Genomic DNA, 26727 nt, shown 5'->3' on the forward strand with positions numbered 1-26727 from the left:
GGTCAGTCCAGGTCCAACAGGGGGCCGAACGCCTCCTCCAGGCTGCTGCGGTGCAGGCCGATCTTCACCGGGTTGGCGGGCGTCACGTTCACCGCACGGATCATGCGGCGGAGAATCCTGCCTTCCTTCACGTCGATGTCGACGATGTTGATGCAGCCGTAATCCTGCTCGAAGGTCGACAGCGCCGATAGGCCGGCCCCGCAGGCCCAGGCCAGCAGCATGCGGTTCACGCCGTCATGAGCGACCAGCGCCAGATGGGTCCAGCCCGGCTGCCGCACCAAAGCCTCGATGGCGGAGACCGCCCGGTCACGCACGGCGGCGAAGCCGTCGCCACCGGCGAACAGCCCGCCCTCCGTCGCGGTTTCGAAGCCATAGACATAGGCGGCTTCGCGGCTTTCCTTCGGAATCCCGGATAGCCGGCCGGCACGGATTTCCAGGAATGCCGGATGATGCTCCACGGCCAGGCCATGCCGTTCGGCAATCGGTTCGGCCGTCTGCCGCGTGCGGGCGAGGCCGGAACACAGCACGCGGTCGAGCGGCACCCCGGCCAGCAGCGCCGCGGCTGCCTGCGCCTCCTCCCGCCCGCGCCCGGTCAGCGCGGCAAGCTTCGGGTTCAGTGGTTTGCCGTCGGCATCGTAATAGGTGACGTGACCGTGGCGCAGCAGGTAGAGGCGACGGCGCGCGACCGTGCCGGCCAGCGGCGGGAACAGGCTCATCGGCCGTGCTCCTGCCGTTCGGATGCCAGACGCTTGGGATTGCTCACCGCCAGCCTTGCCCGCGTGATGTCCGCCAGCACCGCGCGCAAGGCCGCCTGCCGGTCGGGCGCGTCGAAATGTCCGGCGTCGATGGCGGTGCAGAGCCGCGGCAACAGGGCCGGCAGATCGCCCTGCTCGCCCAACAGCGTCCCGACGGCAGCGGCGAGCGCCGGTTCGTCGGACGCACCGGCGGCCAGCTCCCGTTCGGCCATGCCAAGGGCATTGGCGATCATCAGCGCGGTGAAGCGCTGGTCGGCCGGGATCACCGGCAGGATCGCCTCGCGGAAGCTGCGCAGCGCGATGGCGACGAGGTCGCAAGCGCCGGGATCGTCGTTGATCATGCCTCACCCCCGATCATTGGCCCGATCATTGGCCCGATCATTGGAAAGTTCCGCTGGCCGCGACGGCATCGAGCTGCCGCAACAGGTCCATTTCGATTTCCGGCAGCATCCGCCCGGTCAAGGCCAGTTCCAGCGACGGTTCGGTGCCGGAGATGTGGCGTTGAGCCTGCTGGATCGCGATGACCGCCCAGCGCATGCAGGCCGCGGCTTCCCAATAGGCGACGGCATGCGGCTCGACGCGACGCCCGGCCGTCTCCTCGTAGCCGGCATAGAGATCGGCACGGTCGGCGATGCCGCCGGCCTCGCGGTCGTTGCGGCCGAAGCGCCAGCAGGCGGCGCAGAACCAGCCCAGATCCTCCATCGGGTCGGACCAGCCGGCGAACTCCCAGTCGATGATCGCGGTCAGCCGGTCGTCCTCGACCATGTAGTTGCCGGTGCGGTAGTCGCGATGACACAGCACGAGGTCGCTCGGCGGCGGCGCGTTCCGCTCCAGCCAGCGCAGGCCATAGGCCAGGACCGGATCGGTGGCGGCATAGCCGCCGGCCCAGCGGCGGCAATCCGCAACGGCCTGCAGGGCCGCCGTCGGTTCGGGCCGGGCCAGGAACCCAAGCCCGGCAGCACCCGGCCGCACCCGGTGGATCAGGCCGAGCTGCCGGCCGAGCTCGCGGGCCAGATCGCGTCGCGGCTCGTCACTCTTGACCATGCGGAAGCCGGCGGCGACGCCGCCCGCCCGCCGCATGATGTAGAAGGGCGCGCCCAGCAGGACGGGATCGGCCCCGACGAACAGCGGTTCCGGCACGGTGGCACCAGCGGCAAAGACGGCACGCAGAACCGCGGCCTCCTCCGCCTTGCCCAGACTGGCCGACACGCCGGAGGCGGAACCGGTGCGCAGCACGCAGGCATGGCGGCCCTCCTGCGGCCCGCCGTCGATCTCCAGCGTCACCGCGAGGTTCAGCGAAATGGCGCCGCCGCTGAGCCGTCCCTCGTCGATGACGGCGACCGACCGAGCCCGAGCCTGTCCGGCCAGCCAGGATTCCAGCGCCGCCTTTCGGGCGGGCTCCAGGCCGGAGCCGGAGCCGGGGCCGGGCTTTGCGGCCCCGCTCATCGCCAGCCCCAGAAATCGTCACCCTCGGCGAGATAGCTGCGGCTCAGCACCATCTTGTGAACCTCGGACGCGCCGTCGACCAGCTTGGCCTGCCGGGCGTAGCGGTAGATCCATTCCAGCACCGTGTCCTTGGAGTAGCCGCGCGCGCCGCAGAGCTGGATCGCCGTGTCGGCCGCCTTGAACAGCGTGTCGGCGACCTGAACCTTGGCCATCGAGACCTCCTTGCGGGCGAAGCTGCCGCTGTCGAGCGCATGGGCGGCCTTCATGGTCAGCAGCCGGCCGATCTCGATCTGCATCGCGGTCTCGCCCAGCATCCACTGCACGCCTTCATGCTCGGCCAGCGGGATGCCGAAGCTCTCGCGCTCCTTCACGTAGGACGCGGCGATCTCCAGGCAGCGCTTGGCGAGCCCGGTCCAGCGCATGCAATGGGTCAGCCGCGCAGGGCCAAGGCGGATCTGCGTCGCCTTCAGCCCGTCGCCGACCTTCATCAGGACATTCTCGTCCGCGATCTCCAACCCGTCGAAGATCAGCTCGCAATGGCCGCCATGCTCTTCCGGACCCATGATCGGGATGCGGCGCTCGATGCGCCAGCCCGGCTGATCCTTGTCGAACAGGAAGGCGGTCAGCTCCTTGCGCGCATCGTCCGACGTGCGCGCCATCAGGATGAAATGCTGCGCCGCATCGGCCCCGGTGATGAACCATTTGCGTCCGGTGACGACCCAGCGGTCGCCCTTGCGCTCCGCCCGCGTCTTCATCATCGACGGGTCGGAGCCGCTGCCGGGATGCGGTTCGGTCATGGCGAACGCGCTGCGCACCCGGCCCTCGACGATGGGCGCCAGCCAGCGTTCCATCTGGAACGGCGTGCCGACCATGCCGAGAAGACGCATGTTGCCATCGTCGGGAGCGGCGGCGTTGAAGCAGACCGGCCCGAAGATGGAACGGTTCATCTCCTCGTAGCAGGCGGCGACACCGACCATGGGCAGACCCTGGCCGCCAAGCTCCTTTGGCAGTTGCAGGGTCCACAGGCCGGCGGCCTTCGCCTTTTCGCGCAGCGCCGCCAGCGGGGCGTCGGCGATGTTCTCATGCTCATCCCAGTTGGCGCGGTCGGCCTCGACCGGCAGGATCTCGTCCTCGACGAAGGCGCGCACGCGGCGGCGGTAGTCGTCCAGCTCCGGGGGAAGGGTGAAGTCCATGGAACGGCTCCGTATCTTTACAGGGAAGAGACCAGATGGCCGCCGTCGACGGCAAGGACCGATCCGGTCATGTAGGCGCCGGCATCCGAGGCCAGCAGCAGCAGCGGCATATCCAGATCCTGCAGCCGGCCGAGCCGACGCTGCGGAATGCGCTTGACCAGCGCCTTGCCGGCGTCGCTGGTGAAGAAGTCGGCGTTCAGCTCGGTTTCGACATAGCCGGGGCAGAGCGCGTTGACGCGGATGTCATGGCGGGCAAGTTCCAGCGCCATCGCCTTGGTCAGATGCAGCAGCCCGGCCTTGGCGGCGATGTAGGACGAGACATGGCCGGCAACCCGCATGCCGAGGATGGAGGCGATGTTGACGATGGCCCCGCCCTGCCCGTCTTCGCGCATGCGCCGGGCCACCACGCGGGCGACGCGGGCGCAGCCGGTCAGGTTGGTGTCGATCACCCGGTCCCACTCCTCCTCGCCCATGTCGAGGAAGGGGCGCGTCGCGGTGACACCGGCATTGTTGACCAGGATGTCGATGCGGCCCAGCGCCTGCCATGCCTCTCCCACCGCTGCGGTGACGGAAGCCGGATCGGTGACGTCCATGGCGACGATTGTCGCGGAACCGCCCGCCGCCTCGATGGCAGAACGGGTTTCGGCCAGCGCATCCGTCCGCCGGGCAGCCAGCGCGACGTGGGCGCCTGCCCGCGCGAGCACACCGGCGAAATGGCGGCCAAGACCGCTCGACGCGCCGGTGACCAGAGCCGTCCTGCCCTTCAGGTCGATGGTGACGCTCATGCTTCCTCCCGGTCTGATGTGCTCTTGGAATTTTCCTTCGGGACGGGCCCCTGCCGGCCCGCCATCGGCCTTGAAAAAACGAGCGAGCGCTCGTTTTATATACTGGCAGTGCCTCGCGCACAAGAAAGATTCGTGTTACGGACGATGGGCATCGTGATGGACGATATGACGGTCGGGACGGAGCGGATGGACGGGTTGCAGGCGTTTCAGGCACGGGTTGACCTCTCGATGGAGGCTTTGTGCGCCCGTATCCTCGAACGCCATGCAGCCACCATCCGGGTGAAGAAGCCGGCGGTGGCCATTGCCAACCTCGCGCGCATCGTGGAAACGACGCTGACGCTGGCCAATCGCAAGGGCTTCCACTCCATGAGCCTGCGCGATCTGGCCGAGCAGTCGGGGCTGAGCATGGGGGCCCTCTACGCCTATTTCGACGGCAAGGAGACGCTGCTGATGATGATCCTGGGCCAGGTCGTCGGCGCCGTCGAGGAGGTGCTGGGCCGGCCGCCGGCCGAACTGGCGGAGGAGCCGGCCGGCCGGCTGCGCTGGCTGCTGGAAACCCACCTGTTCCTGACCGAGACCATGCATCCCTGGTTCGTCTTCGCCTATATGGAGGCCAAGGCCTTTCCCAAGGAGGGCCGCGACCTCGCCGTCACCAGCGAGATGATGACGGAAGGCATGATCGCCGACGCGCTGGCAGATGGTGTCGCCCGCGGCCTGTTCTCCGTGCCGGACGTCGCCATGACGGCGGCGCTGATCAAGCCGATGCTGCAGGACTGGTACGTGAAGCGCGCCAAGCACCGCCGCCGCGGCGTCACCCCGGAACTCTATGCCCGCTCGGTGATCGCCTTCGTCGAGGCGGCGGTGGGGCTGAGGGCCGCCTACCCGGCGACAACCTGATCGCGCAGTACCCGCTTGGTCACCTTGCCGTTGGCGTTGCGCGGCAGCGCGTCGCCCAACAACGTGACGTAATCGGGCACCTTGTATTCGGCGAGATTGGCACGGCAGAAATCGCGCACACCGTTTTCTGTCAGCCCTCCCGACTTGGAGATGACGAAGACATGGATCTTCTCGCCAAGCACCGGGTCAGGATGAGCGACCACCGCCGCCTCCACCACGTCGGGGTGGCGGACCAGCAGGTTCTCGACCTCGACGCTGTAGATCTTGTGGCCGCCGCGGTTGATGACGTCGTTCTTCCGGTCGAACAGCCGCAGATAGCCCGCCGCATCCAGCGAGCCGATGTCGCCGGAGCGCCAATAGCCGTCGACGAAGCCGTCCCGGGTGGCGTCCTCACGGTTCCAATAGCCGCGGATGGTCATGGGGCCGCGGATCCAGACCTCTCCGGTCGCGCCCGGCGGGCATTCGCGGCCCCGTTCGTCGACGATCCGCAGATCGCCGCAGGGCACGCACATGCCGACCGAATCCAGGCAGGCCCGGGTATGGCCGATGGGAACCACGCTGATGATGGTGGCGCATTCGGTCGAGCCATAGGCATTCAGCAGATGCAGGTCGGGCAGCCGTTCGGCCATCGCCTCCACCGTCGCTTCCGGCATCGGAGCGCCGCCGAAGCCGCCGATCCGCCAGGCCGACAGGTCGTAGCGGCTGAAATCGGCGCGCAGCAGGCAGAGATTGTACATCGCCGGCACCAGCACCGTGGTGGTCATGCGCTCCCGGCTCGCCAAGTCGAGGAAACCGGCGACGTCGAAGGCCGGCATCATCACCGTGCAGCCGGCGACGCGGATCATCGCCATGACCACGGCGACCAGTCCGGTGACGTGCGAGGCCGGGACCGCCAGCACCGCCCGCTCGCCCTCGCGATAGTCCCAGCATTCCTCGAAATGCATGGCGGAATGGATGATGTTCACATGGGCCAGCAGCGCGCCCTTCGGCTTGCCGGTGGTGCCGGAGGTGTAGAGGATGACCGCCGTGTCCTCCTCCCCCTGCGGATGGTCGAAGCGTGGGACCGGACCGTCCGTCTCCAGCAAATCCTCGAAAGGGCGGCAGCCGTCGACGGCGCCGCCGACCGACAAGCGGGTAACGATTGACGGCACCTCCGCCGCCGTCGGCATGCGCTCGGCCAGGGTCGCATCATGGACGAGGATGGATGCGCCGCAGTCGTTCAGGATGCCGGCGATGCCAGGCCGCTGTTCACGTGCACTGACCGGCACCGCGACGATGCCGGCGCGGACCGCCGCAAGCAGCGCGATCAGGAATTCCGCCCGGTTGCTCAGGACCAGCGCCATGCGGTCGCCGGCCCGCGCACCCTGCGCGACCAGGGTGGCCGCGGCGCGCGTCACCAGCCCGTCCAGCCGCGAGTAGCTGTAGCGGCGCTCCCCGTCCACCAACGCCTCACCATCCGGCCGCCGGGCGACGGCGGCGCGGAACAGGGCATCGATGGTGGCGGGACGCTCGCTGTAGCATGGTACGAGACGCGTGCCGAAAAGCAGCTCGCGCCGTTTGGGAACGCCCGTTCCTTCCGGCCAGGCCATGCCGTTTCTCCCTGACGATTTCGTTGCGTTTCCTATGCAGGGTCGGTGCAGCAACCACGGCGGACCGTGCAATCACCGGCACTGCCCTTGTCGATCCCTCGAAAACTATGTCATTCTACAAACTGAGTGTCAAACAGTGGCACTGTCAGAGATGCCAACAAAATATCCGCCGCCGTTGCCGAACCGGCCGGCAAGCGGTCCATTGCACACCCCACATTCGCCGCACGGTGAAAAGGCCGGTGCGCGTCGACGGCCAATCGGGAGGAAACCCATGTCGACACCCCACTACGTGACCATCGCAAACACCCAGATGCGCGTCTGGCGCAGTGGCTCCGGGCCGGATCTGCTGGTGCTGCCTGGCCTGATCGAGGCCGCCTCGGTATGTGCGGACAGGTTGGCCTTCGACCTGCCGGGCTGGACCGTCACCGCGGTCGATCTGCCGGGAACCGGCGGCTCGGCCGGCGCCGCCGAAACCGGGACCGAAGACATCGCAGGGCTGGCGCGCCCGATCGCCGAGGCCGCCGCTGCGCTGGGCCTGCCATCCTGCCCGCTGCTCGCCTTCGACCTTGCGGCGCCCTTGGCGCTCGCAATGCGGGATGCGGCGACCGGTTGGCGTCCCGACCGGGTGCTGCTGGTCGATGCGGCAATGGCGGAAGGCTGGATGGAGCGCGGCCTGCGCCCTACTCCGCTGGCAGCGCGCGCCGACGGCACCCATCTCGCCGTGCTCTGGGCACATCTGCGCGACGCCCATGTGCTGGAGCCGCGCGATCCCCGGCACCCGGCGTCGGCAGGCGCGCCCCTGCCCGGCCCGATGGCGCTGGACGCGATGCTGCGCATCGCCGCGGCTGCCCCGGACCGCTACGAAACTCTTTGGAACCTGTGCCTCGATGCAATGCCGCGCATCGCCGCTGCCGGCCTCCCGCGCGCCGATGGGATGGCAGCGGCAATCGAAGCTCTTTCGGCCATGACATCCGGACGACCGGATGCCAAACCCCTGCCCCCGACACGGCCCTTCGCCGATCCGGCGCGGGTCTGGCACGATTACGCCGACACGCCCCGCGGCCGCGTCCATCTGCGCCGCGCCGGGCGGGGCCGGCCGCTGCTCGCCTTCCAGTCGGCACCGGGATCGTCGGCGCCGCTGCTGCCGCTTCTGCACGGATTGTCGGCGGAATGGGAGGTCATCGCTCCCGACTATCTCGGCAACGGCGAATCCGACAAGCCGGAGCGCGCGGTCGATATCGGCGTGCTGGCGGACGACATGCTGGCGGTCGCCGACGCGCTGGGATTGGACGGCTTCGACCTGTGGGGAACCCACACCGGGGCACTGGTGGCGCTGGACCTGACGGTCCGCCATCCGGAGCGGGTCGGCCGCGCCGTCCTGGAAGCACCGGTGCTCATCCCGCCGGACTTCAGTGCCGACATCCTCGACCATTACTTCCCGCCGCTGGTCGCCGACCGTTGGGGGCTGCATCTGCTCCAGGCCTGGAACATGCGGCGCGACATGTTCCTGTTCTGGCCGTGGTACCGGCAGGAGCGTGCCGCTGCACGCGCCATCGGCGTCCCCGATGCGACGGTGCTGCATGACTGGACCATGGGCCTGCTGGCGAGCGGGGCCCATTTCGACCGCTCCTACCGCGCCGCCTTCCGCTACGACACCCGCGCGGCCTTGCCGCGCCTGACCCGGCCGGCCCTGATCTGCGCCGGTCCGGCCGACATGCTGGTCGAAGGGCTGGTGGAGGCCGAACGGCTGGCGCCGGCGGGAACCGAGGTGACGCCGACGCCAGCCACCGTCTGGTATCCCGGCCAGGGTGCGGACGCCGTGCAGGCGACGATCGACCGCTATGCCACCTTCCTGCGCGGCGGGCCGGATGGGGAAATTCCGCACCCCGTAGCATAGAGCGACACTGCCTCGCCCGCGTTCAGCCGCCGATGGCGGACTGGGCGCGGGCGGCTCGGTGCAGCGGCGGGACCGACAGCGAATAGAGGTTGGCCGAGATCTCCCGCACCGCGCCGCGGATGTCGTCCAGGAAGTTGGGCTGGCCGTTGCGAACGATGTGGGGGGTCAGGCCGGTCAGGCTGACCGCGGCGATCAACCGGCCGTCCGGGTCGAACAACGGCATGGCGATGGCCGCCAGCCCCTCGATGACGTCGTCGACCGCCATCGACCAGCCGCGCTCCCGCACCTCCTCCAACTCCGCCGCCAGTCGGCCGGGGTCGGTGGTGGTGTGGGGGGTCAGGCGGGTGGTGCCGCGGGCCAGCACCCGTTCGACCTCCGACTCCGGCAGATAGGCCAGCAGCACGCGAGGCGCAGCCCCGCAATTCATCGGCAACTGTCCGCCGACGATCCACCAGCGCACCTCCACCGACCGGTCGCTGTGGAACTGGTCGAGGCACACCGCCGACCCGTCATGGTAGACCGACAGGAACACGGTGCTGCCGGTCGATTTCGCCAGCCGCGACAGGATGGTGGACGCGATCTGGCGCAGGTCGCGCCGCTCCGGCACCGCACCGGCCAGCTTCAATACCTCCAGACCCAGGCTGTATTTCTGGCTCTGGGCGTCGAAGACGGCGAAGCCGTCCTGCACCAGGGTCAGCAGGATGCGCCGTGCCGTCCCCTTGTCGAGCTTCGCGGCGCTTGCGACCTCGGTGAGGGTCAGCGTCGGACCTTCCTGATAGAAGCTGCGCAGCACGGCCAATGCGCGCGACACGGCGCGGACGCTGAGACCGTTCTTCTCCACGCCTTGGTTGTCAGCGCCCTGGTTGTCGTCCTGTTCGATGTCCATACCTTCAAGCCCCCTGTGGCAAGCACCTTGCCGGTGTCCTGCGTCTCGTTGTCAGGCGGAAGATCTGCCGATCGGCACAGCCCCAGGACGGCGGTTCGGCCGCACTCATCCCGCCCGAGTAGCAATGAAGCCCAGGGCAGGCTTGCGCAACACCTTTCCGCCATTCCGCCATTTCCTTTGCTGCCTATCTGTGTCGAACAGCGATACCAATTTTGCCTGTTGACACCGCAGAGCGCAAATGGTTTCCTTGGCGAACAAACAGAACAAGCGTGCCGCCCCGTCCTCGCCAAAGGTCGGCAGGCCGGCACCCCATGCACCGGCCTGCCGCAGTCCACTGGTTTCCCGGACCGGCCGCCGGCACCCTGCACGAGGGGAGGACAATGCAAACCATCGCCCTGGGTGCGTTCACGGTCACGCGGATCGAGGAAATGCTGACGCCGGGCTTCGATCCCGGCTTCCTGTTTCCGAACTACGACGACGCGATCCTGGACAAGCACCCCGAACTGGCCGAACCGAATTTCCTCGACCCGGCGTCACGGCGCCTGATGTCGAGCATGCATTCCTGGCTGATCCGCACCGACCGCCATGTGATCCTGGTGGATACCGGCTGCGGCAACCACAAGGAGCGGCACACGCCAGGGTTCGAGCGGTTCCACATGCTCGAAAAGCCCTATCTCCGGCATCTCGCGGACGCAGGCGTACAGCCGGAAGACGTGACGCTGGTCATCAACACCCATCTGCACATCGACCATGTCGGCTGGAACACCCAGCTGGTCGACGGACGCTGGGTTCCGACCTTCCCCAACGCCCGCTACATCTATGGCGCGCAGGAGTTCGCGCACTGGCGCAGCCCCGAAGGCGGACTGGTGGGCATGCCGGGCAATGGCCCGGTGATGGAGGACAGCGTCCTGCCGGTGTGGGAGGCCGGACAGGTCGAGCTGATCGGCGACGGCGACAGCATCCTGGAGGGGCTGTCGGTCGAGCTCGCCCCCGGCCACACCGCCGGGCAGATGTTCGTCCGGCTGGAGTCCGGCCACCATGCGGCCTACTTCACCGGCGATTGCCTGCACCAGCCGATGCAGGTGTGCCGTCCCGACTGGAACAGCCGCTTCTGCGAGGACCAGGCCCAGGCGGTGGCGACGCGCCGCCGGCTGCTGAGCCACGCCGCCGACCGCAACGCCCTGGTGTTCCCCGCCCATTTCGGCGCTCCGCATACCGGCTACGTCCGCCGTTCCGGCGAGGATTTCCGGTTCGTGCCGCTCGACCAAGCTTGATCGCCGAACCTCATCGGCATCACCCGACCTTACCCAGAGGGATCCTCCATGAGCATCGCCGCCCTCGAAGGCACGGCCACCCTGCTCGACGCGCTGCGCGCCGCACTCGGCGCCGACGGCCTGCTTGATGACGAAAAGAGCCGCAGCTTCTACGCCAACGACGTGTTCTGGCAGCCGGGCATCCCGCCGCTGGCCATTGCCCTGCCCCGCGACCGCGAGGAGGTCGCCGCCGCCGTGCGTGCCGCCCATGCGGCCGGCGTCGCCGTGGTGCCGCGCGGCGGCGGCATGTCCTACACCAAGGGCTATCTGCCCGAACGCCCGGATTCGGTCGTCATCGACGGCCGCCGGCTGAACCGCATCGTCGAGCTGAACGCCGACAGCCTCTATGTGACGGTCGAGACCGGCTGCACCTGGGCAGCGCTGAACGAGGCGCTGGAAGGCACCGGCCTGCGCACCGGCTATTGGGGGCCGTTGTCGGGCATCAACGCCACCATCGGCGGCGCCCTGTCGCAGAACAGCGCCTTCTTCGGCTCCGCCCTGCATGGGACGGTGGCGGAAAGCGTGCTGGGCATCACCGTGGTGCTGGCAGACGGGCGAATCGTCACCACCGGGTCGGGCGGGCGGGTCGGAACCAGGCCCTTCACCCGCTCCGGCGGTCCCGACCTGACGGGGCTGTTCCTGGGCGACAACGGCGCCATGGGTTTCAAGGTGGCGGCGACGCTGCGCCTCCACCGCCGGCCGGAGCATGCCGACTTCCTGTCCTTCGGCTTCGCCACCATGCAGGCGATGGCCGCGGCCCAGGTGGAGATGGCGCGGGCGCGCTGCGTGTCGGAAGGCTTCGGCATCGACCGGACCAAGGTCGAGCATTCAGCCAGCGTCAACAAGTTGTCGGACGGGCTGAAGACGCTGGGCAACGTGGCGAAGGCCGGCAAGTCGCTGTTCCAGGGCGCCAGGGAGGCGCTGAGCGTCGCCACCGCCGGCACCGCCTTCCTCAAGGAGCACAACTTCACCCTCCATCTGGTGGTGGAGGGGCGCAGCGAGACGCAGCTGCGCGAGGCGATGCAGACGGTGCGCGCCATCGGTGCGCGCCACGGCAAGGAGATCGAGAACAGCGTGCCGAAGGTCATGCGCTCCAAGCCCTTCGGGCCGGTGCGCGGCATGCTGGGGCGCGAGGGCCAGCGCTGGGTTCCCATCCACGCCATCTTCCCGCTGGGCGACGCCGACCGGGTTGTTGCCGCCAACGATGCCTTCTTCGCGGAGAAGCGCGGCTTCATGGAGCAGCACGGCATCATCTATTCGGTGATGACCATGACGGTCGGCAACGACTTCTTCCTGGAGCCGGCCTTCTACTGGACCGACGAGATCACGCCGCTGCATGCCGCCAGCCTGGGCGACGAGGTGGTGAAGCCGTGGCGCGACCGCCCGGCCAACCCAACCGCCCGCAATGCGGTGGCCGAACTGCGCCGCGCCACGCAGGAACTGTATTGCAGCCTGGGCGGCGTCAGCTGGCAGGTCGCCCGCGACTATCCGTTCCGCGAAATCCTCACCCCTGAAACCTGGTCGCTGCTGGAGGGCGTCAAGCGCGCCGTCGATCCGCAGGGGCTGATGAATCCCGGTTCCCTCGGCCTCGGCCGCTGACGCACCGGAGCGGAGACATCGACGCCATGGGCTACACCATCACCGAGAAGATCCTGGCGCGCGCCGCGGGGCTGCCCGCGGTCCGCGCCGGGCAGGACATCAAGGCGAAGCCGGATTTCGTGCTGGCCTACGACTTCCCCGGCTACACCGACGTCTATTTCAAGACGATGAAGGAGGATTTCGGCATCGCCCGCGTGGCCGAGCCGGAGCGCTTCGGCATCTTCATCGACCACATGGTGCCGACCGCCACCGCCAAGGAGGAAGAGCTTCACATCAACACCCGCAACTGGTGCGCGGAGAACGATGTGCCGCTGTTCGAGCGGCACGGCATCGGCCATCAGGTGGCGGCGGAGGTGGGCTACGCGACGCCGGGCGCCTTCGTCGTCCATTTCGACGGCCATGTCAGCCAGCTCGGCACCTTCGGCACGCTCGCCATCGGGCTGCGCCGCAACGTGATGGAAGCCTTCGTCAGCGACACCGTGTCGATCCGCGTGCCCGATACGGTGCGGGTGAATCTGCACGGCAGTCTGCGGCCCGGCGTGATGGCGCGCGACGTCTTCCATCATCTGGTCCGCCGGCTGGGGCCGAGTTCCTGCCGCTTCCAGGTGCTGGAGCTGGGCGGGCCTTCGGTGGCGGCGATGTCGACGGAGGGCCTGCAGACCATCACCGGGCTGGCCATGTTCACCGGCGCGCTGACCGCCATCGTCAACCCCGATCCGGTACGGCTGGACTATGCGCTGCCGCGCGCACGCAAGACGCTGGAGCCGGTGTCGAGCGACCCGGACGCCCGCTACTCCGCGGTGCATGACATCGACCTGTCCGAACTGGAACCGATCGTCGTCGTGCCGCCGACCCCGGCGGACACCCGCGACCTGACCGAGTTCCTGGGGCTGGAGATCAATGCCGGCTATCTTGGATCCTGCGCGTCGGGCCGGCTGGAGGATCTGCGGGCGGCGGCCAAGGTACTGGAGGGCCGGCGGGTCAAGACCGGCGTGTCTCTGCACATCGTGCCGACCAGCCAGGAGCTGATGGCGGCGGCGGCACGCGAAGGGCTGGTGTCGACGCTGGTGGAGGCCGGCGCCTTCGTCTCCTCCCCCAGCTGCGACTACTGCTTCGGCCGCATCGCGACGATGACCGCGGGGCAACGGGCGGTTTCGACCGGCACCCTGAACGTCCGCGGCCGCATGGGCAGCCCGGATTCCGAAATCTACCTGTGCAACGCCGCGGTCGTCGCCGCGTCCGCCATCGAAGGCCGGATCGCCGATCCGCGCCCCTATCTGTGAGGCCGCGATGATCGGAACCCAGCTGCAGATGCCGGCGCTGAAGGGCCGCGTCGCCTTCATCTTCGACGAGGTCAATTTCGACGTCGACCAGATCGTCGGCGTCAAGAACATCAAGATCACCGACGTGGCCGAACTGGCCCAGGTCGCCATGCAGAGCTACGATCCGGATTTCGCCACGACGGTCCGGCCGGGCGACCTGCTGGTCGGGGCGGACAATTTCGGCTACGGCCACCCGCACTATCCGCCGATGAAGGCGATGCGGCATCTCGGCATCACCGGGGTGATCGCGGAATCCTTCTCCCCAGGCTATTGGCGCGGCGAGGTCAGCATGGGCTTCCCGCAGGTCGGCTGCCCCGGAATCCTCGGCTTCGTCGAACGCTGGGACGAGATCGAGGTGGATTGGGCGGCGGGCGTGGTCCGCAACCACACCAAGGGCACCGAACTTCCCTTCGAGCCGCTGCCGCTGGCGGATGCAGAGATGATCGAGGCCGGCGGCCTCGTCCCCTTCCTGAAGCGGCAGGCGGCCCAACAACGCGAGCAAAAGGAACACAGCCATGTCTCGGGGACCTGATTTCCGCAACCGCGTGCTGGCGCAGAAGACCGTCTGGTCGGCCGGCGCCTATGACGCCCTCTCCGCCCGCTTCATCGAGGCGGCCGGCTTCGACGCGCTGATGACCTCGGGCTTCGGCGTCTCCGCCTCCTTCCTGGGCCAGCCGGACGCCGAGCTCTACACCATGTCGGAGAACCTGACGGTGGTGCGCAACGTGGTGTCGGCGGTCAACGTCCCGGTCATCGCCGACATCGATACCGGATACGGCAACGCCATCAACGTGATGCGCACGATCCGCGAGTTCGAGGCGTCGGGCGTCTCGGCCGTCATCATGGAGGATCAGGTCGCCCCCAAGCGTTGCCCGATCTGCGTCGGCGGGGTCGAGGTGATCCCGATGGACGAGGGCGTCGCCAAGATCGAGGCGGCGGTGGCCGCCCGGCGCGATCCCAACATGCTGATCATCGCCCGGACCGACGTCGTCGATCCGGCCGCCGCGATGGAACGCGGGCGTGCCTATGTCGCGGCCGGTGCCGACATGATCCAGCCGATCAGCAAATGCTTCAAGGACATCGACGGGTTGCGCGCGATGCGCGAGGCCGTCGGCGTGCCGCTGTCGCTGCAGTTGCTCGGCTGGCTGGAACAACTTTCGGCGGACGAGGTGGAGGAGGTTGCCGGCATGGCGACCTACGCGCTGGTGCCGCTGATGACCGTCGCCTCGGCGCTGAAGGAAAATCTGGCGGCCCTGGCGGAGCGCCGGTCCACCCGCGACCTGCCTCGGCCCGTGACCGACCACAACAGCTTCATCGACTTCATCGGCTTCCCGCAGATCGAGGAGCTGCAGAAGCGCTACCTGAAGAGCGCGTGACGATCCTTTGCCACCGGCCACCGCGCGCCGGGACCAAGGGCCAATCAAAAGACGACCAATCCACGGAGGAACCCCATGTTCGGTAGGCGCACTCTCCTTGCCGCGGCGGCGGCCCTGGCCCTGGCCATTCCCGTCGCCGGCACATCCGCCCAAGCCCAGCAACCCCCGGTCCGCATCGCCCTCATCGGCCCGATGAGCGGCACCGGCGCCTTCGAAGGCCAGCTTGGCCTGGAAGGCGCGCAGGCGATGGTCTCGGTGATCAACGCCAAGGGCGGCGTGGCCGGCGGCCGCAAGCTGGAACTGCTGACCTACGACGACAAGGGGTCTCCGGAGGACGGGGTCAGCGCCGCCAAGCGCGCGATGGAACAGGACAACGTCGACCTGATCGTCGGCGGCTGGTTCAGCGCCGTCGCCCTGTCGATGAAGGAAGCGACGCGCGACAAGATCGTCACCGTGATGACCAGTTCGCAGCATCCCAAGGTGACGGAGGAGGGGCACAAGTACCTGTTCCGGCTGAACGCCACCTCCGCGATGATGTCCGAGTTCTACTCCAAGGCGATCTGCGACCGCATCAAGCCCAAATCCATCGCCTTCATGAACGTCAACGACGACTGGGGCCGGCTGGAGCTGGACAACTACACCAAGCTGCTGACCGCCTGCGGGATCGAGGTGAAGGGGCACGAATTCTACAACCGCACCGACACCGATTTCACCACCGCACTGACCAAGCTGAAGTCGCTGAACGCCGATGCGATCTATGTCGCGGCGATCAACACCTCGCAGGGCGCCACCATCTACCGGCAGATCAAGCAGACCGGCTACCGCGGCAAGGTCATCGCGTCGGCCGGCAACATGAACCCCAAGCTGGTCGAGCTGTCGGGCAATTCGCTGGAGCAGGTCTATTCCGCTTCGCCCTTCACCGAGGACGCCACAGCCCCGTCGCTGAAGCCGTGGCTTGAGGAATACCGCAAGTCCTACAAGAACGAACCGTCCTTCATCGCCGCGCTCGGCGCCCAGGCGGTACAGGTGCTGGCCTTCGGCATCGACGCCGCCGGCGATCCGCGCGCTTATGACAAGATCGCCTCGACCCTGAAGTCGCAGGAAGTCCCGACCGTGATGGGGAACCTGCGCTTCTCCGACAAGGGACAGGCCAGCCAGGCGATCCATCTGGTGCAGGTGCAGAAGAAGCAGATCGTCAGCGTCCGGGACTGAGCGGCCGCGACCGGAGCCCCTCTCCCCGGCCGGGAGAGGGGCTTTCCGTCCCCGGCAGGCTCCCCGACAGGAAGGGTCGACCTCCATGGATTTCACCGTCTTCGCCCAGCAGATCGCGAACGGCCTGGTCAACGGGATGGCCTATGTGCTCATCGCCACCGGGCTGACGCTGGTCTTCGGGGTGCTGCGCATCGTGAATTTCGCCCATGGCGAGTTCTACATGCTCGGCGCCTACATCACCTATTTCATCGGCACCCTGTTCGGGCTCGACTATCTTGCGGCGGCAGCCATCTCGGCCGTGGTGGTGGCGGGGCTGGGCATCGCCGCCAACAAGCTGATCTTCTGGCCGCTGCGCCGCGACCATGAATTCACCATCCTGCTGTCCAGCCTGGGCCTCGCCCTGCTGATCGCCAACGGTGGCGAACTGCTGTTCGGTGCCGACCCGAAATATGTCGAGAGCCCCTTCGCCGACGAGGTGCTGGAGATCGGCACGGTGACGCTGACCCAGCAGCGCGTGCTGGTGTTCGCCGCCGCGGTGGTGGCGCTGGTGGCGGTCTACCTGTTCATCCGCTATTCGCGCTTCGGCAAGATGATGCGGGCGACGGCGCAGAATCCGGACGGCGCGGCGCTGACCGGCATCAACATCGGGCTGGTCCACACCTACACCTTCGCGCTGGCCTGCGGACTGGCGGCGCTGTCGGGTGCGCTGGTCGGACCCACCGTGATGATCTTCCCGACCATCGGCAACTGGGCGGTGCTGAAGGGCTTCATCGTCGTCATCATGGGCGGTCTGGGCAGCGTCACCGGCGCCCTGTTCGCCGGCCTTCTGCTCGGCGTCATCGAATCGCTGGGCGGCGGTTACATCTCCCTCGGCTTCATGGAGGCGATCGGCTACGCGATGATCATCGCGGTCCTGCTGTGGCGCCCCAACGGCCTGTTCAGCACGGCAAGGGGTCTGCGATGAGCACTCATTCCCACGGCCGCCCCCTGGCCCAACCTTTCGCCATCGGGGGCGGCGTCGCGGCGCTGGCCGTCCTGCCCTTCCTGGCCGGCAACGCCTATCTGGAGCATCTGCTGGTCCTGTGGATGCTGTATGCGCTGCTGGCGCTCAGCCTCAACATCGTGATCGGCTATCTGGGCGAGCTCACCTTCGGCCATGCCGCCTTCGTCGGTGTCGGCGCCTACACCTCGGCCATCCTCAGCACCCAGCTCGGCCTGCCGCCGCTGCTGGGCCTGCCGATGGCCGGACTGGTGGCGGCGATGTTCGGGCTGGTCATCGGCTATGCGGCGCTGCGGGTGGTCGGGCCGCAATTCGCCATCCTGACGCTGGGCTTCGGCGCCATCCTGTTCACCATCACCAACCATTGGGTCGACCTGACGCGCGGGCCGATGGGCATCTCCGACATCCCGCCGATGGCGGTCGGGCCTCTGACCTTCACCGCCGCGCGCGAGACCTACTATCTGGTGCTGGTGCTGGTGCTGGCGACGGCCTATCTCTGCCACGCGCTGGTGAGCAGCCGCACCGGCCGCGCCTTCCTGGCGGTGCGGGAGAATGCGCCGCTCGCCGCCTCGCTCGGCATCAACGTCTTCCACACCAAGCTGCTGGGCTTCGTCGCCGCCACCGCCATCGCCGGCATCGGCGGTGCCATCTACGCCCACTATATCCGGGTCATCACCCCCGACATCATGGGCGTCCACAATGTGGCGGCGCTGATCATCGTCGTCATCATCGGCGGGCGGGGCACCATCCTGGGGCCGATCCTGGGGGCGCTGGTCTATATCGGCCTGCTGGAATCGCTGCGCGTCGCCGGTCCGCTGCGCATGGTCATCTTCGCGGCCCTGCTGACCGGAACCGTGGTGTTCCTGCCAGGCGGGCTGGTCAGCCTGTGGCAGCGCTGGCGCAACAGCCACAAGGCTGAGAACAACCTGCCGGCCGCCGCCAACGGCCTGCCCAGCACCGAGGGGGGTGCGAAATGAACGCCGCCGTTCAATCGAGCACGGGCAACGCGGGCGAAATCCTGGCGGTCAGCAACCTGACCCGCATCTTCGGCGGCCTGACCGCGGTGCGCGACGTCACCATGACGGTGCGGACCGGAGAGGTGGTCGGGCTGATCGGGCCGAACGGCGCCGGCAAGACGACGCTGTTCAACATGCTGGGCGGCTCGCTGCCGCCGTCGTCGGGCAGCATCCGCTTCGACGGCAGCGACTGCACCGGTGCGCCGTCGCACGTCATGGGGCAGCGCGGCGTCTCGCGCACCTTCCAGATCACCAGCCTGTTTCCCAGCCTGACCGCGCTCGACAATGTGCGCAGCGCCGCCTACCGCACCACGCGGGCCGGCTGGGGCGCTGCCATCCTCCGCAACGCCGCCTACCGGCGGGAAGAGGAGGAACTGCGGCGCAAGGCGCTGGAGATCCTGGCCTTCTGCGACCTCGACCACCGCGCCGACACGCTTGCCGACGCCATGTCCTATGGCGAGCAGCGCCGGCTGGAGATCGCCATCGCGCTGGCCGCCGAGCCGCGCCTGCTGCTGCTGGACGAGCCGGCCGCCGGCATGAATCCGGAGGAGGGCCAGCGGCTGGTCGAGATGATCCGCCGCATCCGCGCCCGCGGCGTCACCGTCCTGCTGGTGGAGCACCACATGCGGGTGGTCGCCAGCGTCTGCGACCGGCTGGTCGTGCTCGACCATGGGGTCAAGATCGCCGAAGGGCCGCCGGCCCAGGTGCTGAACGACGCGGAAGTGATCCGCGTGTATCTGGGACGGGAGCCGGTCGATGCTTAAGGTCGAAGGTCTGAAGGTCCGCTACGGCCACCGCGAGGCGGTCCACAACGTCTCGCTGACCGTCGAGGACGGCGAGCTGGTGACGCTGGTCGGCTCCAACGGCGCCGGCAAGACGACGACGCTGAAGGCGATCTCCGCCCTGCTGCGGCCGAGCGGCGGGACGATCACCTTCGACGGCGAGCGCATCGACCGGCTGGCGCCGCATCAGGTCATCGAACGCGGGCTGGTCCATGTGCCGGAAGGCCGCCAGCTCTTCCCCGACATGACGGTGCTGGAGCATCTGGAGCTGGGGGCCCTGCGCGGCCGGCCGGGCAGCATGGGCTTCGCCGAGCGGCTGCGCTGGGTCTATGAGCTGTTCCCCATCCTGGCCGAGCGCCGCACCCAGAAGGCCGGCACGATGAGCGGCGGGCAGCAGCAGCTGGTGGCCTTCGGCCGCGGGCTGATGGCCAACCCGAAATGCCTGATGCTGGACGAACCGACGCTGGGACTGGCGCCGATCATCGTCGACACGCTGGCCGACACGATCCGGAGCCTGCACGGCACGGGCATCACCATCCTGCTGGTCGAACAGCGGGTGGATCTGGCGCTGCGGCTGGCCGACCGCGCCTATGTGCTGGAGACCGGACGGGTGGTGATGGAGGATTCGGCCCAGACGCTGCTGGCCGACCCGCGCATCAAGACCGCCTATCTCGGGCTGTAGGCAATGGCCGGCGGAGATGTCATCGGGCGGGCGCGGGCCATCGTCGGGCCGGCGCAGGTGCTGTGCGAACCGGCCGACACCGCGCCCTTCCTGGCGGATTGGCGCGGCCGCTACCGCGGGACGGCGCTGGGCGTCGTCCACCCGGCCGATGCGGCGCAGGTGGCGGCCGTCGTCCGGCTCTGTGCGGAGACCGGCACCCCGCTGGTGCCGCAGGGCGGCAACACCGGGGTCGTCGGCGGCGCCATTCCCGACGCGTCCGGCCGCAGCCTGGTGCTGTGCCTGTCGCGGCTGAACCGCGTCCGTGAGGTCGATCCGGTCGGCGACAGCCTGACGGTGGAGGCCGGCTGCACCCTGGCCGCGGTCCAGGCCGCCGCGGAGGCCGCCGGCCGGCTGTTCCCGATGAGCCTCGGCAGCGAGGGAAGCTGTCAGATCGGCGGCACCATCGCCACCAATGCCGGCGGCACCGCCGTCCTGCGCTATGGCCCGATGCGCGACCTCGTGCTTGGGCTGGAGGTGGTGCTGCCCGACGGCACGCTGTGGGATGGCCTGCGGGCACTTCGCAAGGACAACACCGGCTATGCGCTGAAGCATCTGTTCATCGGGGCCGAGGGCACGCTGGGCATCGTCACCGCGGCGACGCTGAAGCTGTTCCCGCGTCCGCGCAGCAGCGCAACCGCCTTTCTCGCCCTGGCCTCGCTGGAGGCGGCGCTGGAGGTGTTCTCCCGGCTGCGCGGCACGCTGGGCGACCGGGTGACCACGGCGGAAATCCTGTCGGAGGCGCAGCTGGCGGCGGTGCTGGCCCATGTGCCGGGAACGGTCCGGCCGCTCGCCACTCCGGCTCCCTGGTGTCTGCTGGCCGAGGTCACCGACCCGATGGCCGGGCTCGACCTTGCCGGGGCGCTGGAGGCGGTGCTGGCCGAGGGGTTGGAGGATGGCAGCATCGCCGATGCGCTGGTCGCCCGCAGCGAGGCCCAGGCCGCGGCCTTGTGGAAACTGCGCCACAGCGTGTCGGAGGCCAACCGCAAGAGCGGCATCGTCATCGGCCACGACACCGCGGTGCCGACCGCCCGCATCCCCGATTTCGTCGTCCGCGCTACCGCGGCAATCGCAGCGGTGCGGGCGGATGCCCGCGTCATGGCGGTCGGGCACATCGGCGACGGCAACATCCATCTGGTCGCCATCCTGCCGGAAAGCGCCCGAACGACGGGCAAGCCGCTGGAACCGGCGGCCCAGGCGATCAGCGCCGCGGTCCACCGGGTGGCGGTCGAGCTGGGTGGCACCATCAGCGCCGAGCACGGCATCGGCCAGAGCGGGCGCGACGCGCTGGCCGTCTTCAAGGGGCCGGCGGAAATGGCGTTGATGGACGGCATCAAGCGGCTGTTCGACCCGCGGGGGATCATGAATCCCGGCAAGGTCGTCGGACCCGCCACGCCTTGATTCCAAGGGTTGGATCGCGGCGGGGCTTGACCATATGGCAGGGGATGGAGCCGAAACCCCGATCCCAGCCCGACCGCCGATCCGTGCTCGCCGCCGCTGCTGCCGCCGTCGGCTCGCTGCTGCCGGGCAGCCTTCCGGCCGCGGCGGCCGGGCGGCCCGCCAGCCCCGCCGATGCCGTCGGCCGGGCACTGCTGGACCGGACCCTGCTGGACCGGGCGCTCGACCGGGCGGCGGGCCTCGACCAGCTCCATGCCCTGGTGATCGGCCGGCACGGCACGGTGGTATCCGCCGAAGCATTCCGGGGACCGCCGGTCGGCCGCAAGGTGAATGTCAAGTCGGTGTCCAAGACGATCGTCGCCTCGCTGGCCGGCGTGGCGCTCGACCGCGGCCTGCTGCGCGGCGTCGACGCGACGCTCGGCGTGACGGCGCCGGACCTCGTGCCGGCGGGCGCCGATCCGCGGGTGCGCGGCATCACGATGGCGCAGCTCCTCACCATGCAGGCGGGCCTGGAGCCGACTTCGGGGCCGGGGTACGGCCGCTGGATCGGCAGCCGGAACTGGGTCGCGGATGCGCTCGGCCGCCCCTTCGTCGCCGAACCGGGCGAGCGGATGATCTATTCCACCGGCAGCTATCACGTGCTGGGCGCGGTGCTGGCCCGCGTCTCCGGGCGCAGCCTGCTGTCGCTGGCGCGCGACTGGCTCGGCCGGCCGCTCGGCATCGACCTGCCGGGATGGACCCGCGATCCGCAGGGCTATTATCTCGGCGGCAACAACATGGCGCTGTCGCCACTCGACCTGTTCCGCTTCGGCGAGATGTGGAGCCGCGGCGGGGTCTGGGACGGACGTCCGGTGGTGAGCGCGGCCTGGGCCCAGGCAAGCTGGATACCGCGGACGCGCTCCCCCTACTCCGGCGACGCCTATGGATATGGCTGGTTCCTGGCGGAGTCGAACGGGCACCGGATCGCCTATGCGCGCGGCTATGGCGGTCAGATGCTGTATCTCGTCCCGTCGCTGGGGCTGACCGTCGTCGTCACCTCCGACCCGACCCGGCCGGCCCGGTCGGACGGGTATGTCGGCGAATTGGGCGCGCTGCTGACCGGCCACATCATGCCGGCGGCGGAGATGGCGTGAGCGCCACCCGCTACCGGACGAGGTCGTGGAACTCCGGGTTGCGCTCGATATAGCCGGCGAAGAAGCTGCAAAGCGGGACGGCCTTCAGACCGCGGGCGCGGACATCCTCGAGGGCGCCCTTGGCCAAGGCCGAGGCGATACCCTGCCCGGACAGGCTCTTCGGCACCTCCGTATGGGTGAAGGCGATCTCCCCGTCCCGCAACTCGTAGACGGCGACGGCGGTGGCGCCGTCGACGGTCAATTCGTAACGGCTGTCCGCCGCGTTGTCTCGCACGTCCGCGTGCAGGGTCATGTCTTGCGCCTCCAGTCGAACCGGGTATCCGGAGCCCCACTATCTGGGCGTCGGACAGGCCCGGTCCAACCCCCCTCCCGCGACGCAACCACGGATCGGTCAGGCCAGCAGGCCGGCGACCTCCACGCCGCGCTCCCGGCCCAGGCTCTCCAGCATCGCCAGCGTCGCGCCGTCCAGCGGAATGCCGTCGGCCAGCCGCTGGGCGCGGGTCCGCCGTTCCGGCTCGCCCGGCAACTGGACGGCCTCGGCACCGGGGGCGGCCGGGGTGTCGCGGACATAGGCGAGCAGGTCGTCGAGGTCGGCGGCCCAATGGGCGTTGCCGCCGCGCGCGGGGTCGAAGACGATGGCGAACAGGTTGTTCATCACCCGCCCGGAATCCTGGTGCGACGGCGTGCCGGGCATGGCCGACGCCAGCGCCCCGGCGAGAACGTCGCACATCAGCGCCAGACCGAACCCCTTGTGCCCGCCCGCGGTCCCGCCCAGCGGCAGCAGGGCGCCCGACGGCTCCCGGAACATCACGCCCGGATCCAGCGTCGCCTCGCCATCGGCGTCGAGCAGCAGGCCGGACGCCATCTCCCGCCCCTTGTTCATGGCGACGCGGCATTTGCCGACCGCGACGGCGCTGGTGGCGAAATCGAGGACGAGGGCCGGGTTGGCCGGCGTGGCCGGAACCGCGATGCAGATCGGGTTGGTGCCCAACCGCGGCCGGGTGCCGTCATGCGGCGCCACCGCCGGGCGGGTGACGACGTTGACGAAGGCAAGGGCGACCAGACCGGCGTCGCTGCACTGCTCGCCATAGGATCCCACGCGGCCGATATGGTGGGTGTCGCGCAGGGACAGCGCAACCAGACCCTCCTGCCGGGCCTGGGCAATGGCGAGATCCATCGCCTCGCGCGCGATCGCCTGTCCATAGCCGCTCCCGCCGCCGACCGACAGGAAGGGGCCGGAGCGGCCGAGCACGGTCGCGTGCTGGTTGGGCCGCAGCAGCCCGGCGGCGATGGCCGGCATGTACATCGCCAGCATGCCGACGCCGTGGCTGTCATGGCCGCGCAGGTTGGCCTCGACCAGATGGTCGGCGACGACCCCGGCCTCCGCCGCGTCGCTGCCCGCCGCCCGCAGCAGCAGGCGGACCGCCTCGGCCAGCCGCTCCGCCGTCACCGGGCGGACGCCGGTCCCATAGACCCCGGCGTTGAAGGACGCCGCAGCGGCGAAGGGATCCTTGGGTGTTTCGTTCATGTCGAGCGTTTCGTTCATGTCGGGGTGTTCGCCCATGTCCTGGTTTCCCGGCCCGCCGGCATCGCCGCCGTCACCGGTCCTTGAGACCCGGCCTGTATCTGGTCGTTGGGACGCGACCGGAACAAGGGCCGAATTGACGCGGAGGGCGGCGGAGGAGCGCGGCGATGGAACGTTTGAAACAGTATGGAACAGGAATCCGGGCCTGTTCCATCCGCGGCGGCGGCGGCCGGCGGACATCCCGAAGGCCCCCCCGCGGAGACAGCGCGGCGGGGCCAGGGGTTCGGCAAGGTGGCTCGATCCGGACAAGCGGGATGCTCCATGGCCGGGGACAGGACATCCATTCCTATCACGGGCCGTGGAAGCCGATAAGTGGCGGCTGAAAATACCCGAAGGACAGGGCAGGCTCCCGGCGGATCGTATCGCCGGGAACCTGCCTGTTATCCGCTGTCCGTGCCCGGTCAGGCGGCGTTGACCTCGGCCACGAAGCGCCGCACCTCGTCCTTCAGGCGATCCGACTGCTCGGACACGTTCTCCACGCTGGAGGACACCAGACGCATGCGGTCGCTGGTGGTGGTCATGGTCGCCGACAGCGAGCCGACGCTGCTGGTGACGCGGCGGGAGTTGTCGGCGGCGGTGCGGGCGTTGGCGAAGATCTGGTGGGTCGCCGCCTCCTGCTGCTGCACGGCCGACGCGACCTCGCCGTTCAGCGCGCTGAGGTTGGTGATCAGGCTGGCGATGCCCTCGATCGCGGCGATGGCGTTGGCCGTCGCCGCCCGGATTGCGCCGACCTGCGACTGGATGTCCTCGGTCGCCTTCGCGGTCTGGGTGGCGAGGCTCTTCACCTCGCTCGCCACGACGGCGAAGCCCTTGCCGGCCTCTCCCGCCCGCGCCGCCTCGATGGTGGCGTTCAGCGCCAGCAGGTTGGTCTGTCCGGCGATGGAGTTGATCAGCTCGACCACCGCGCCGATCTGCTCGGCGGCCGACGCGAGGCCGGTGACGATGCCGGTGGTGTTCGACGTCTCGGTCACCGCGCGGGACGCGGTCTGGGCCGCGCTTTCGACCTGGCGGCTGATCGCGGAGATCGACCCGCGCAGCTCCTCGCTGGCCAGGGCGGCGGATTCGACGCTGTCGGAGGCCCCCTGCGCGGCACCGGCGGCGGCATGGGCCGCGTCGGTGGTGCTGGCGGCGTCGCTGGTCAGCGCCGCGGTGCGCTCGTGCAGGGCAACGGTGGTGGTGCTGAGCGTCGCGACGACCTCGTCCATCGCACGGGCGAACTCGGTGGCGCGGGCGGACAGGCGCTCGCGCTGGAGGTCGCGGGCGGCGCGGTCCAGATCGGCGCGCTGGCTCTCGTCACGGGCGGCCTGGAGGGTGGTGGCAAGGCCGGCGACGGCGCGGGCCATGTCGCCGATCTCGTCCGGCCGGTTGGCATGGGGGACGGCGGTGGAGAGGTCGCCGCCGCCGATGCGGCCCAGCACGTCGCGGATCGCCAGCAGCGGACGCGACATCCCGCGCGACACCCAGATGCCGATGCCGACGCTGATCGCCAGCAGCAGCAGGGTGACCAGAAGCTCGCGGACGGCGCGGGCGCGGAACTCGGCGTCGACGTCGTCGGTGTAGACGCCGGTGCCGACCATCCACTGCCAGGGCTGGTAGCCGGTGGCATAGGCGATCTTCGGCGTCGGTTCGGCATCGTCGGTGCGCTTGTGGCGGAAGGCGACGAAGCCGCCGCCGGCCTTGGCCGCCTCGGTCATCTGCACGTTGAAGGGAACGCCGTCGGGATCCTTCAGGTTCAGCAGGTTCTTGCCCTCGACCTGCGGCCGCAGCCCGTGCACCAGGCTGACGCCGGCATAATCGTAGACGAAGAAATACTCGCCTTTGCCATAGCGCATCGCGCGCACGGCGTTGCGCGCGAGTTCCTGCGCCTCGGCCCGCGGCAGCTTGCCCGACTTCTCCTGTTCGCCGTACAGCGCGATCACGGAGGAAGCCGCATCGACCATCTCCTTGACCTTGGCCTTGCGCTGTTCGACCAGATTCGTGCGCATGCCCGTCAGATGGACGGTCGCACCGGCCAGCGTGCTGAGCAGCGCCACGCCGAACACCAGCAGCATCAGCCGCGTACCAATCTTGAGCTTCATCGCCCCTTCTCCTCGACTTTTTATACGCGGCACCGCGCGGTATCCACGCATCGTTCAATGGTTATCTTCAGGCGGTCATCGCCAGGCGGTCATGATTCGGGCCGGCAGCCGTCGGCGGACGGCGACCGTCCCGTCAGGCCGTGAAACCGGCGGGGCCGGCCTCCTGGGCCGATGTCTCCGGATGGTCGCAGCGCCACCCCGCCGTCATCCCGGCTGGGCCGGGCTGGCGGGCGAAGGCCACGACCTCGCAATTCTCGAGCTCGACGCCCGGCCGTCCGGCCAGCCGGTGCAGCAGGATGCGGCCGACCCCCTTGCTGCCGACCAGCAGCGGCCGGTCGGCCAGCCGGTCCCGCAGCGCCGCCACCCCGTCCAGGACGCGGGCGGCGAATTCCTCCTCGCTTTCGCCGCCGGGCGGCGTCTCGCCGGCCGCGAACCAGGGCCGGGTCAGCGCGACGGGCAGCCCGTTCCACTCACCCAGCGCCCGCTCGCGCAGCCAGTCGCAGCCGACCAGCGGAACGCCGAGCGTCTCGGCGAACAGGGCGCCGGTGACGGCTGTGCGTTGCAGCGGCCCGGCGATCACCAGACCGCAGCCGCAGCCGGCCTCGCGGAACCGCTCCGCCGCCCGGCGGGCCTGCTCGACGCCCAGCCCGGTCAGCGGCACGTCGCGGTCGCCGCCGCAGCGCACGCCGAGGCGGTTGTCCTCGGTCTGGCCGTGGCGCACGAAGTGGAAGAGGTCCGTCATCGCCG

At 69.2% G+C, this 26727-nt stretch carries 25 protein-coding genes; 14 read left to right on the forward strand and 11 right to left on the reverse strand.

Translation table 11 applies throughout. The features are described 5' to 3' along the window. Positions 1 to 2 precede the first annotated feature (2 nt). The 5 genes from AL072_RS27620 to AL072_RS27640 are packed head-to-tail and all read right to left on the reverse strand — an operon-like array spanning position 3 to position 4179. Positions 3 to 716, reverse strand: a complete 714-nt coding sequence (locus AL072_RS27620) for a histidine phosphatase family protein (RefSeq protein WP_045585613.1) — start codon at positions 714 to 716, stop codon at positions 3 to 5. Next, positions 713 to 1096, reverse strand: coding sequence for a DUF6285 domain-containing protein (locus tag AL072_RS27625; RefSeq protein ID WP_045585614.1), 384 nt, complete (start codon positions 1094 to 1096; stop codon positions 713 to 715). The genes AL072_RS27620 and AL072_RS27625 overlap by 4 nt, the downstream gene beginning before the upstream one ends. Positions 1097 to 1133: 37 nt before the next feature. After that, positions 1134 to 2201: a phosphotransferase family protein gene (locus AL072_RS27630; protein WP_045585615.1), complete on the reverse strand. Its 1068-nt coding sequence runs from the start codon at positions 2199 to 2201 to the stop codon at positions 1134 to 1136. Next, a complete protein-coding gene (locus AL072_RS27635) occupies positions 2198 to 3394 on the reverse strand; it encodes an acyl-CoA dehydrogenase family protein (protein WP_045585616.1) in 1197 nt (398 codons plus the stop codon). The genes AL072_RS27630 and AL072_RS27635 overlap by 4 nt, the downstream gene beginning before the upstream one ends. Before the next feature lie 17 nt (positions 3395 to 3411). Continuing rightward, positions 3412 to 4179: an SDR family NAD(P)-dependent oxidoreductase gene (locus AL072_RS27640; protein WP_045585617.1), complete on the reverse strand. Its 768-nt coding sequence runs from the start codon at positions 4177 to 4179 to the stop codon at positions 3412 to 3414. A 156-nt stretch (positions 4180 to 4335) separates the two neighbouring features. On the opposite strand from AL072_RS27640, the gene AL072_RS27645 reads away from it, so the two are divergent. Continuing rightward, positions 4336 to 5076, forward strand: coding sequence for a TetR/AcrR family transcriptional regulator (locus tag AL072_RS27645; RefSeq protein WP_245637021.1), 741 nt, complete (start codon positions 4336 to 4338; stop codon positions 5074 to 5076). Here AL072_RS27645 and AL072_RS27650 read toward each other — a convergent pair. Further along, complete coding sequence (locus AL072_RS27650; RefSeq protein WP_045585618.1) at positions 5058 to 6665, reverse strand: class I adenylate-forming enzyme family protein; 1608 nt, start codon at positions 6663 to 6665, stop codon at positions 5058 to 5060. The genes AL072_RS27645 and AL072_RS27650 overlap by 19 nt on opposite strands. 271 nt (positions 6666 to 6936) lie before the next feature. On the opposite strand from AL072_RS27650, the gene AL072_RS27655 reads away from it, so the two are divergent. Next, positions 6937 to 8562: an alpha/beta fold hydrolase gene (locus tag AL072_RS27655; RefSeq protein ID WP_045585619.1), complete on the forward strand. Its 1626-nt coding sequence runs from the start codon at positions 6937 to 6939 to the stop codon at positions 8560 to 8562. Between the two features lie 22 nt (positions 8563 to 8584). On the opposite strand, the gene AL072_RS27660 is transcribed toward AL072_RS27655, so the two are convergent. After that, positions 8585 to 9448 (reverse strand): IclR family transcriptional regulator, encoded by an 864-nt coding sequence (locus tag AL072_RS27660; protein WP_045585620.1) that lies wholly within the window; start codon positions 9446 to 9448, stop codon positions 8585 to 8587. Between the two features lie 380 nt (positions 9449 to 9828). Between AL072_RS27660 and AL072_RS27665 the strand changes: the two genes are divergently transcribed. The 12 genes from AL072_RS27665 (at position 9829) to AL072_RS27720 (ending at position 22317) form a co-directional block, all read left to right on the forward strand. Beyond that, positions 9829 to 10722, forward strand: a complete 894-nt coding sequence (locus AL072_RS27665) for an MBL fold metallo-hydrolase (protein ID WP_045585621.1) — start codon at positions 9829 to 9831, stop codon at positions 10720 to 10722. Positions 10723 to 10770: 48 nt separating this feature from the next. Next, positions 10771 to 12360: an FAD-binding oxidoreductase gene (locus AL072_RS27670; protein WP_045585622.1), complete on the forward strand. Its 1590-nt coding sequence runs from the start codon at positions 10771 to 10773 to the stop codon at positions 12358 to 12360. A gap of 26 nt (positions 12361 to 12386) precedes the next feature. Then, positions 12387 to 13643 carry a 3-isopropylmalate dehydratase large subunit gene (locus AL072_RS27675; protein WP_045585623.1) on the forward strand — a complete coding sequence of 419 codons (1257 nt, stop codon included), beginning with the start codon at positions 12387 to 12389 and terminating at the stop codon, positions 13641 to 13643. 7 nt (positions 13644 to 13650) lie between these two features. Continuing rightward, positions 13651 to 14214, forward strand: a complete 564-nt coding sequence (locus AL072_RS27680; protein ID WP_245637022.1) for a 3-isopropylmalate dehydratase small subunit — start codon at positions 13651 to 13653, stop codon at positions 14212 to 14214. Then, positions 14198 to 15058 (forward strand): isocitrate lyase/PEP mutase family protein, encoded by an 861-nt coding sequence (locus AL072_RS27685; protein ID WP_045585624.1) that lies wholly within the window; start codon positions 14198 to 14200, stop codon positions 15056 to 15058. The genes AL072_RS27680 and AL072_RS27685 overlap by 17 nt, the downstream gene beginning before the upstream one ends. A 75-nt stretch (positions 15059 to 15133) precedes the next feature. Further along, a complete protein-coding gene (locus AL072_RS27690; RefSeq protein WP_045585625.1) occupies positions 15134 to 16270 on the forward strand; it encodes an ABC transporter substrate-binding protein in 1137 nt (378 codons plus the stop codon). An 85-nt stretch (positions 16271 to 16355) separates the two neighbouring features. Beyond that, positions 16356 to 17234: a branched-chain amino acid ABC transporter permease gene (locus AL072_RS27695; protein WP_045585626.1), complete on the forward strand. Its 879-nt coding sequence runs from the start codon at positions 16356 to 16358 to the stop codon at positions 17232 to 17234. Beyond that, positions 17231 to 18247, forward strand: coding sequence for a branched-chain amino acid ABC transporter permease (locus tag AL072_RS27700; protein WP_045585627.1), 1017 nt, complete (start codon positions 17231 to 17233; stop codon positions 18245 to 18247). The genes AL072_RS27695 and AL072_RS27700 overlap by 4 nt, the downstream gene beginning before the upstream one ends. Next, positions 18244 to 19050, forward strand: a complete 807-nt coding sequence (locus tag AL072_RS27705; protein WP_045585628.1) for an ABC transporter ATP-binding protein — start codon at positions 18244 to 18246, stop codon at positions 19048 to 19050. The genes AL072_RS27700 and AL072_RS27705 overlap by 4 nt, the downstream gene beginning before the upstream one ends. Beyond that, entirely contained in the window at positions 19043 to 19750 is a 708-nt protein-coding gene (locus AL072_RS27710) for an ABC transporter ATP-binding protein (protein ID WP_045585629.1), read from the forward strand. Before AL072_RS27705 ends, AL072_RS27710 begins: the two co-directional genes overlap by 8 nt. Before the next feature lie 3 nt (positions 19751 to 19753). Next, entirely contained in the window at positions 19754 to 21187 is a 1434-nt protein-coding gene (locus tag AL072_RS27715) for an FAD-binding oxidoreductase (RefSeq protein ID WP_045585630.1), read from the forward strand. 26 nt (positions 21188 to 21213) lie between these two features. After that, positions 21214 to 22317 carry a serine hydrolase domain-containing protein gene (locus tag AL072_RS27720; protein ID WP_245637023.1) on the forward strand — a complete coding sequence of 368 codons (1104 nt, stop codon included), beginning with the start codon at positions 21214 to 21216 and terminating at the stop codon, positions 22315 to 22317. 10 nt (positions 22318 to 22327) lie between these two features. On the opposite strand, the gene AL072_RS27725 is transcribed toward AL072_RS27720, so the two are convergent. The 4 genes from AL072_RS27725 to AL072_RS27740 all read right to left on the reverse strand — a co-directional run bounded on the left by AL072_RS27725 (position 22328) and on the right by AL072_RS27740 (position 26722). Then, positions 22328 to 22609, reverse strand: a complete 282-nt coding sequence (locus AL072_RS27725) for a GNAT family N-acetyltransferase (RefSeq protein ID WP_045585632.1) — start codon at positions 22607 to 22609, stop codon at positions 22328 to 22330. Positions 22610 to 22708: 99 nt separating this feature from the next. Beyond that, on the reverse strand, positions 22709 to 23881 hold the full coding sequence (locus tag AL072_RS27730) for a malate/lactate/ureidoglycolate dehydrogenase (RefSeq protein WP_245637024.1): 1173 nt from the start codon (positions 23879 to 23881) through the stop codon (positions 22709 to 22711). Between the two features lie 422 nt (positions 23882 to 24303). Then, positions 24304 to 25980, reverse strand: coding sequence for a methyl-accepting chemotaxis protein (locus AL072_RS36065; protein WP_045585633.1), 1677 nt, complete (start codon positions 25978 to 25980; stop codon positions 24304 to 24306). Between the two features lie 133 nt (positions 25981 to 26113). Then, the gene (locus AL072_RS27740; RefSeq protein ID WP_045585634.1) at positions 26114 to 26722 is read right to left on the reverse strand and encodes a histidine phosphatase family protein; all 609 of its coding nucleotides are present in this window, start codon (positions 26720 to 26722) and stop codon (positions 26114 to 26116) included. Between the last annotated feature and the right edge of the window lie 5 nt (positions 26723 to 26727).

Origin of the sequence: Azospirillum thiophilum (assembly GCF_001305595.1) — a bacterium.
In the GTDB taxonomy this organism is placed as follows: domain Bacteria; phylum Pseudomonadota; class Alphaproteobacteria; order Azospirillales; family Azospirillaceae; genus Azospirillum; species Azospirillum thiophilum.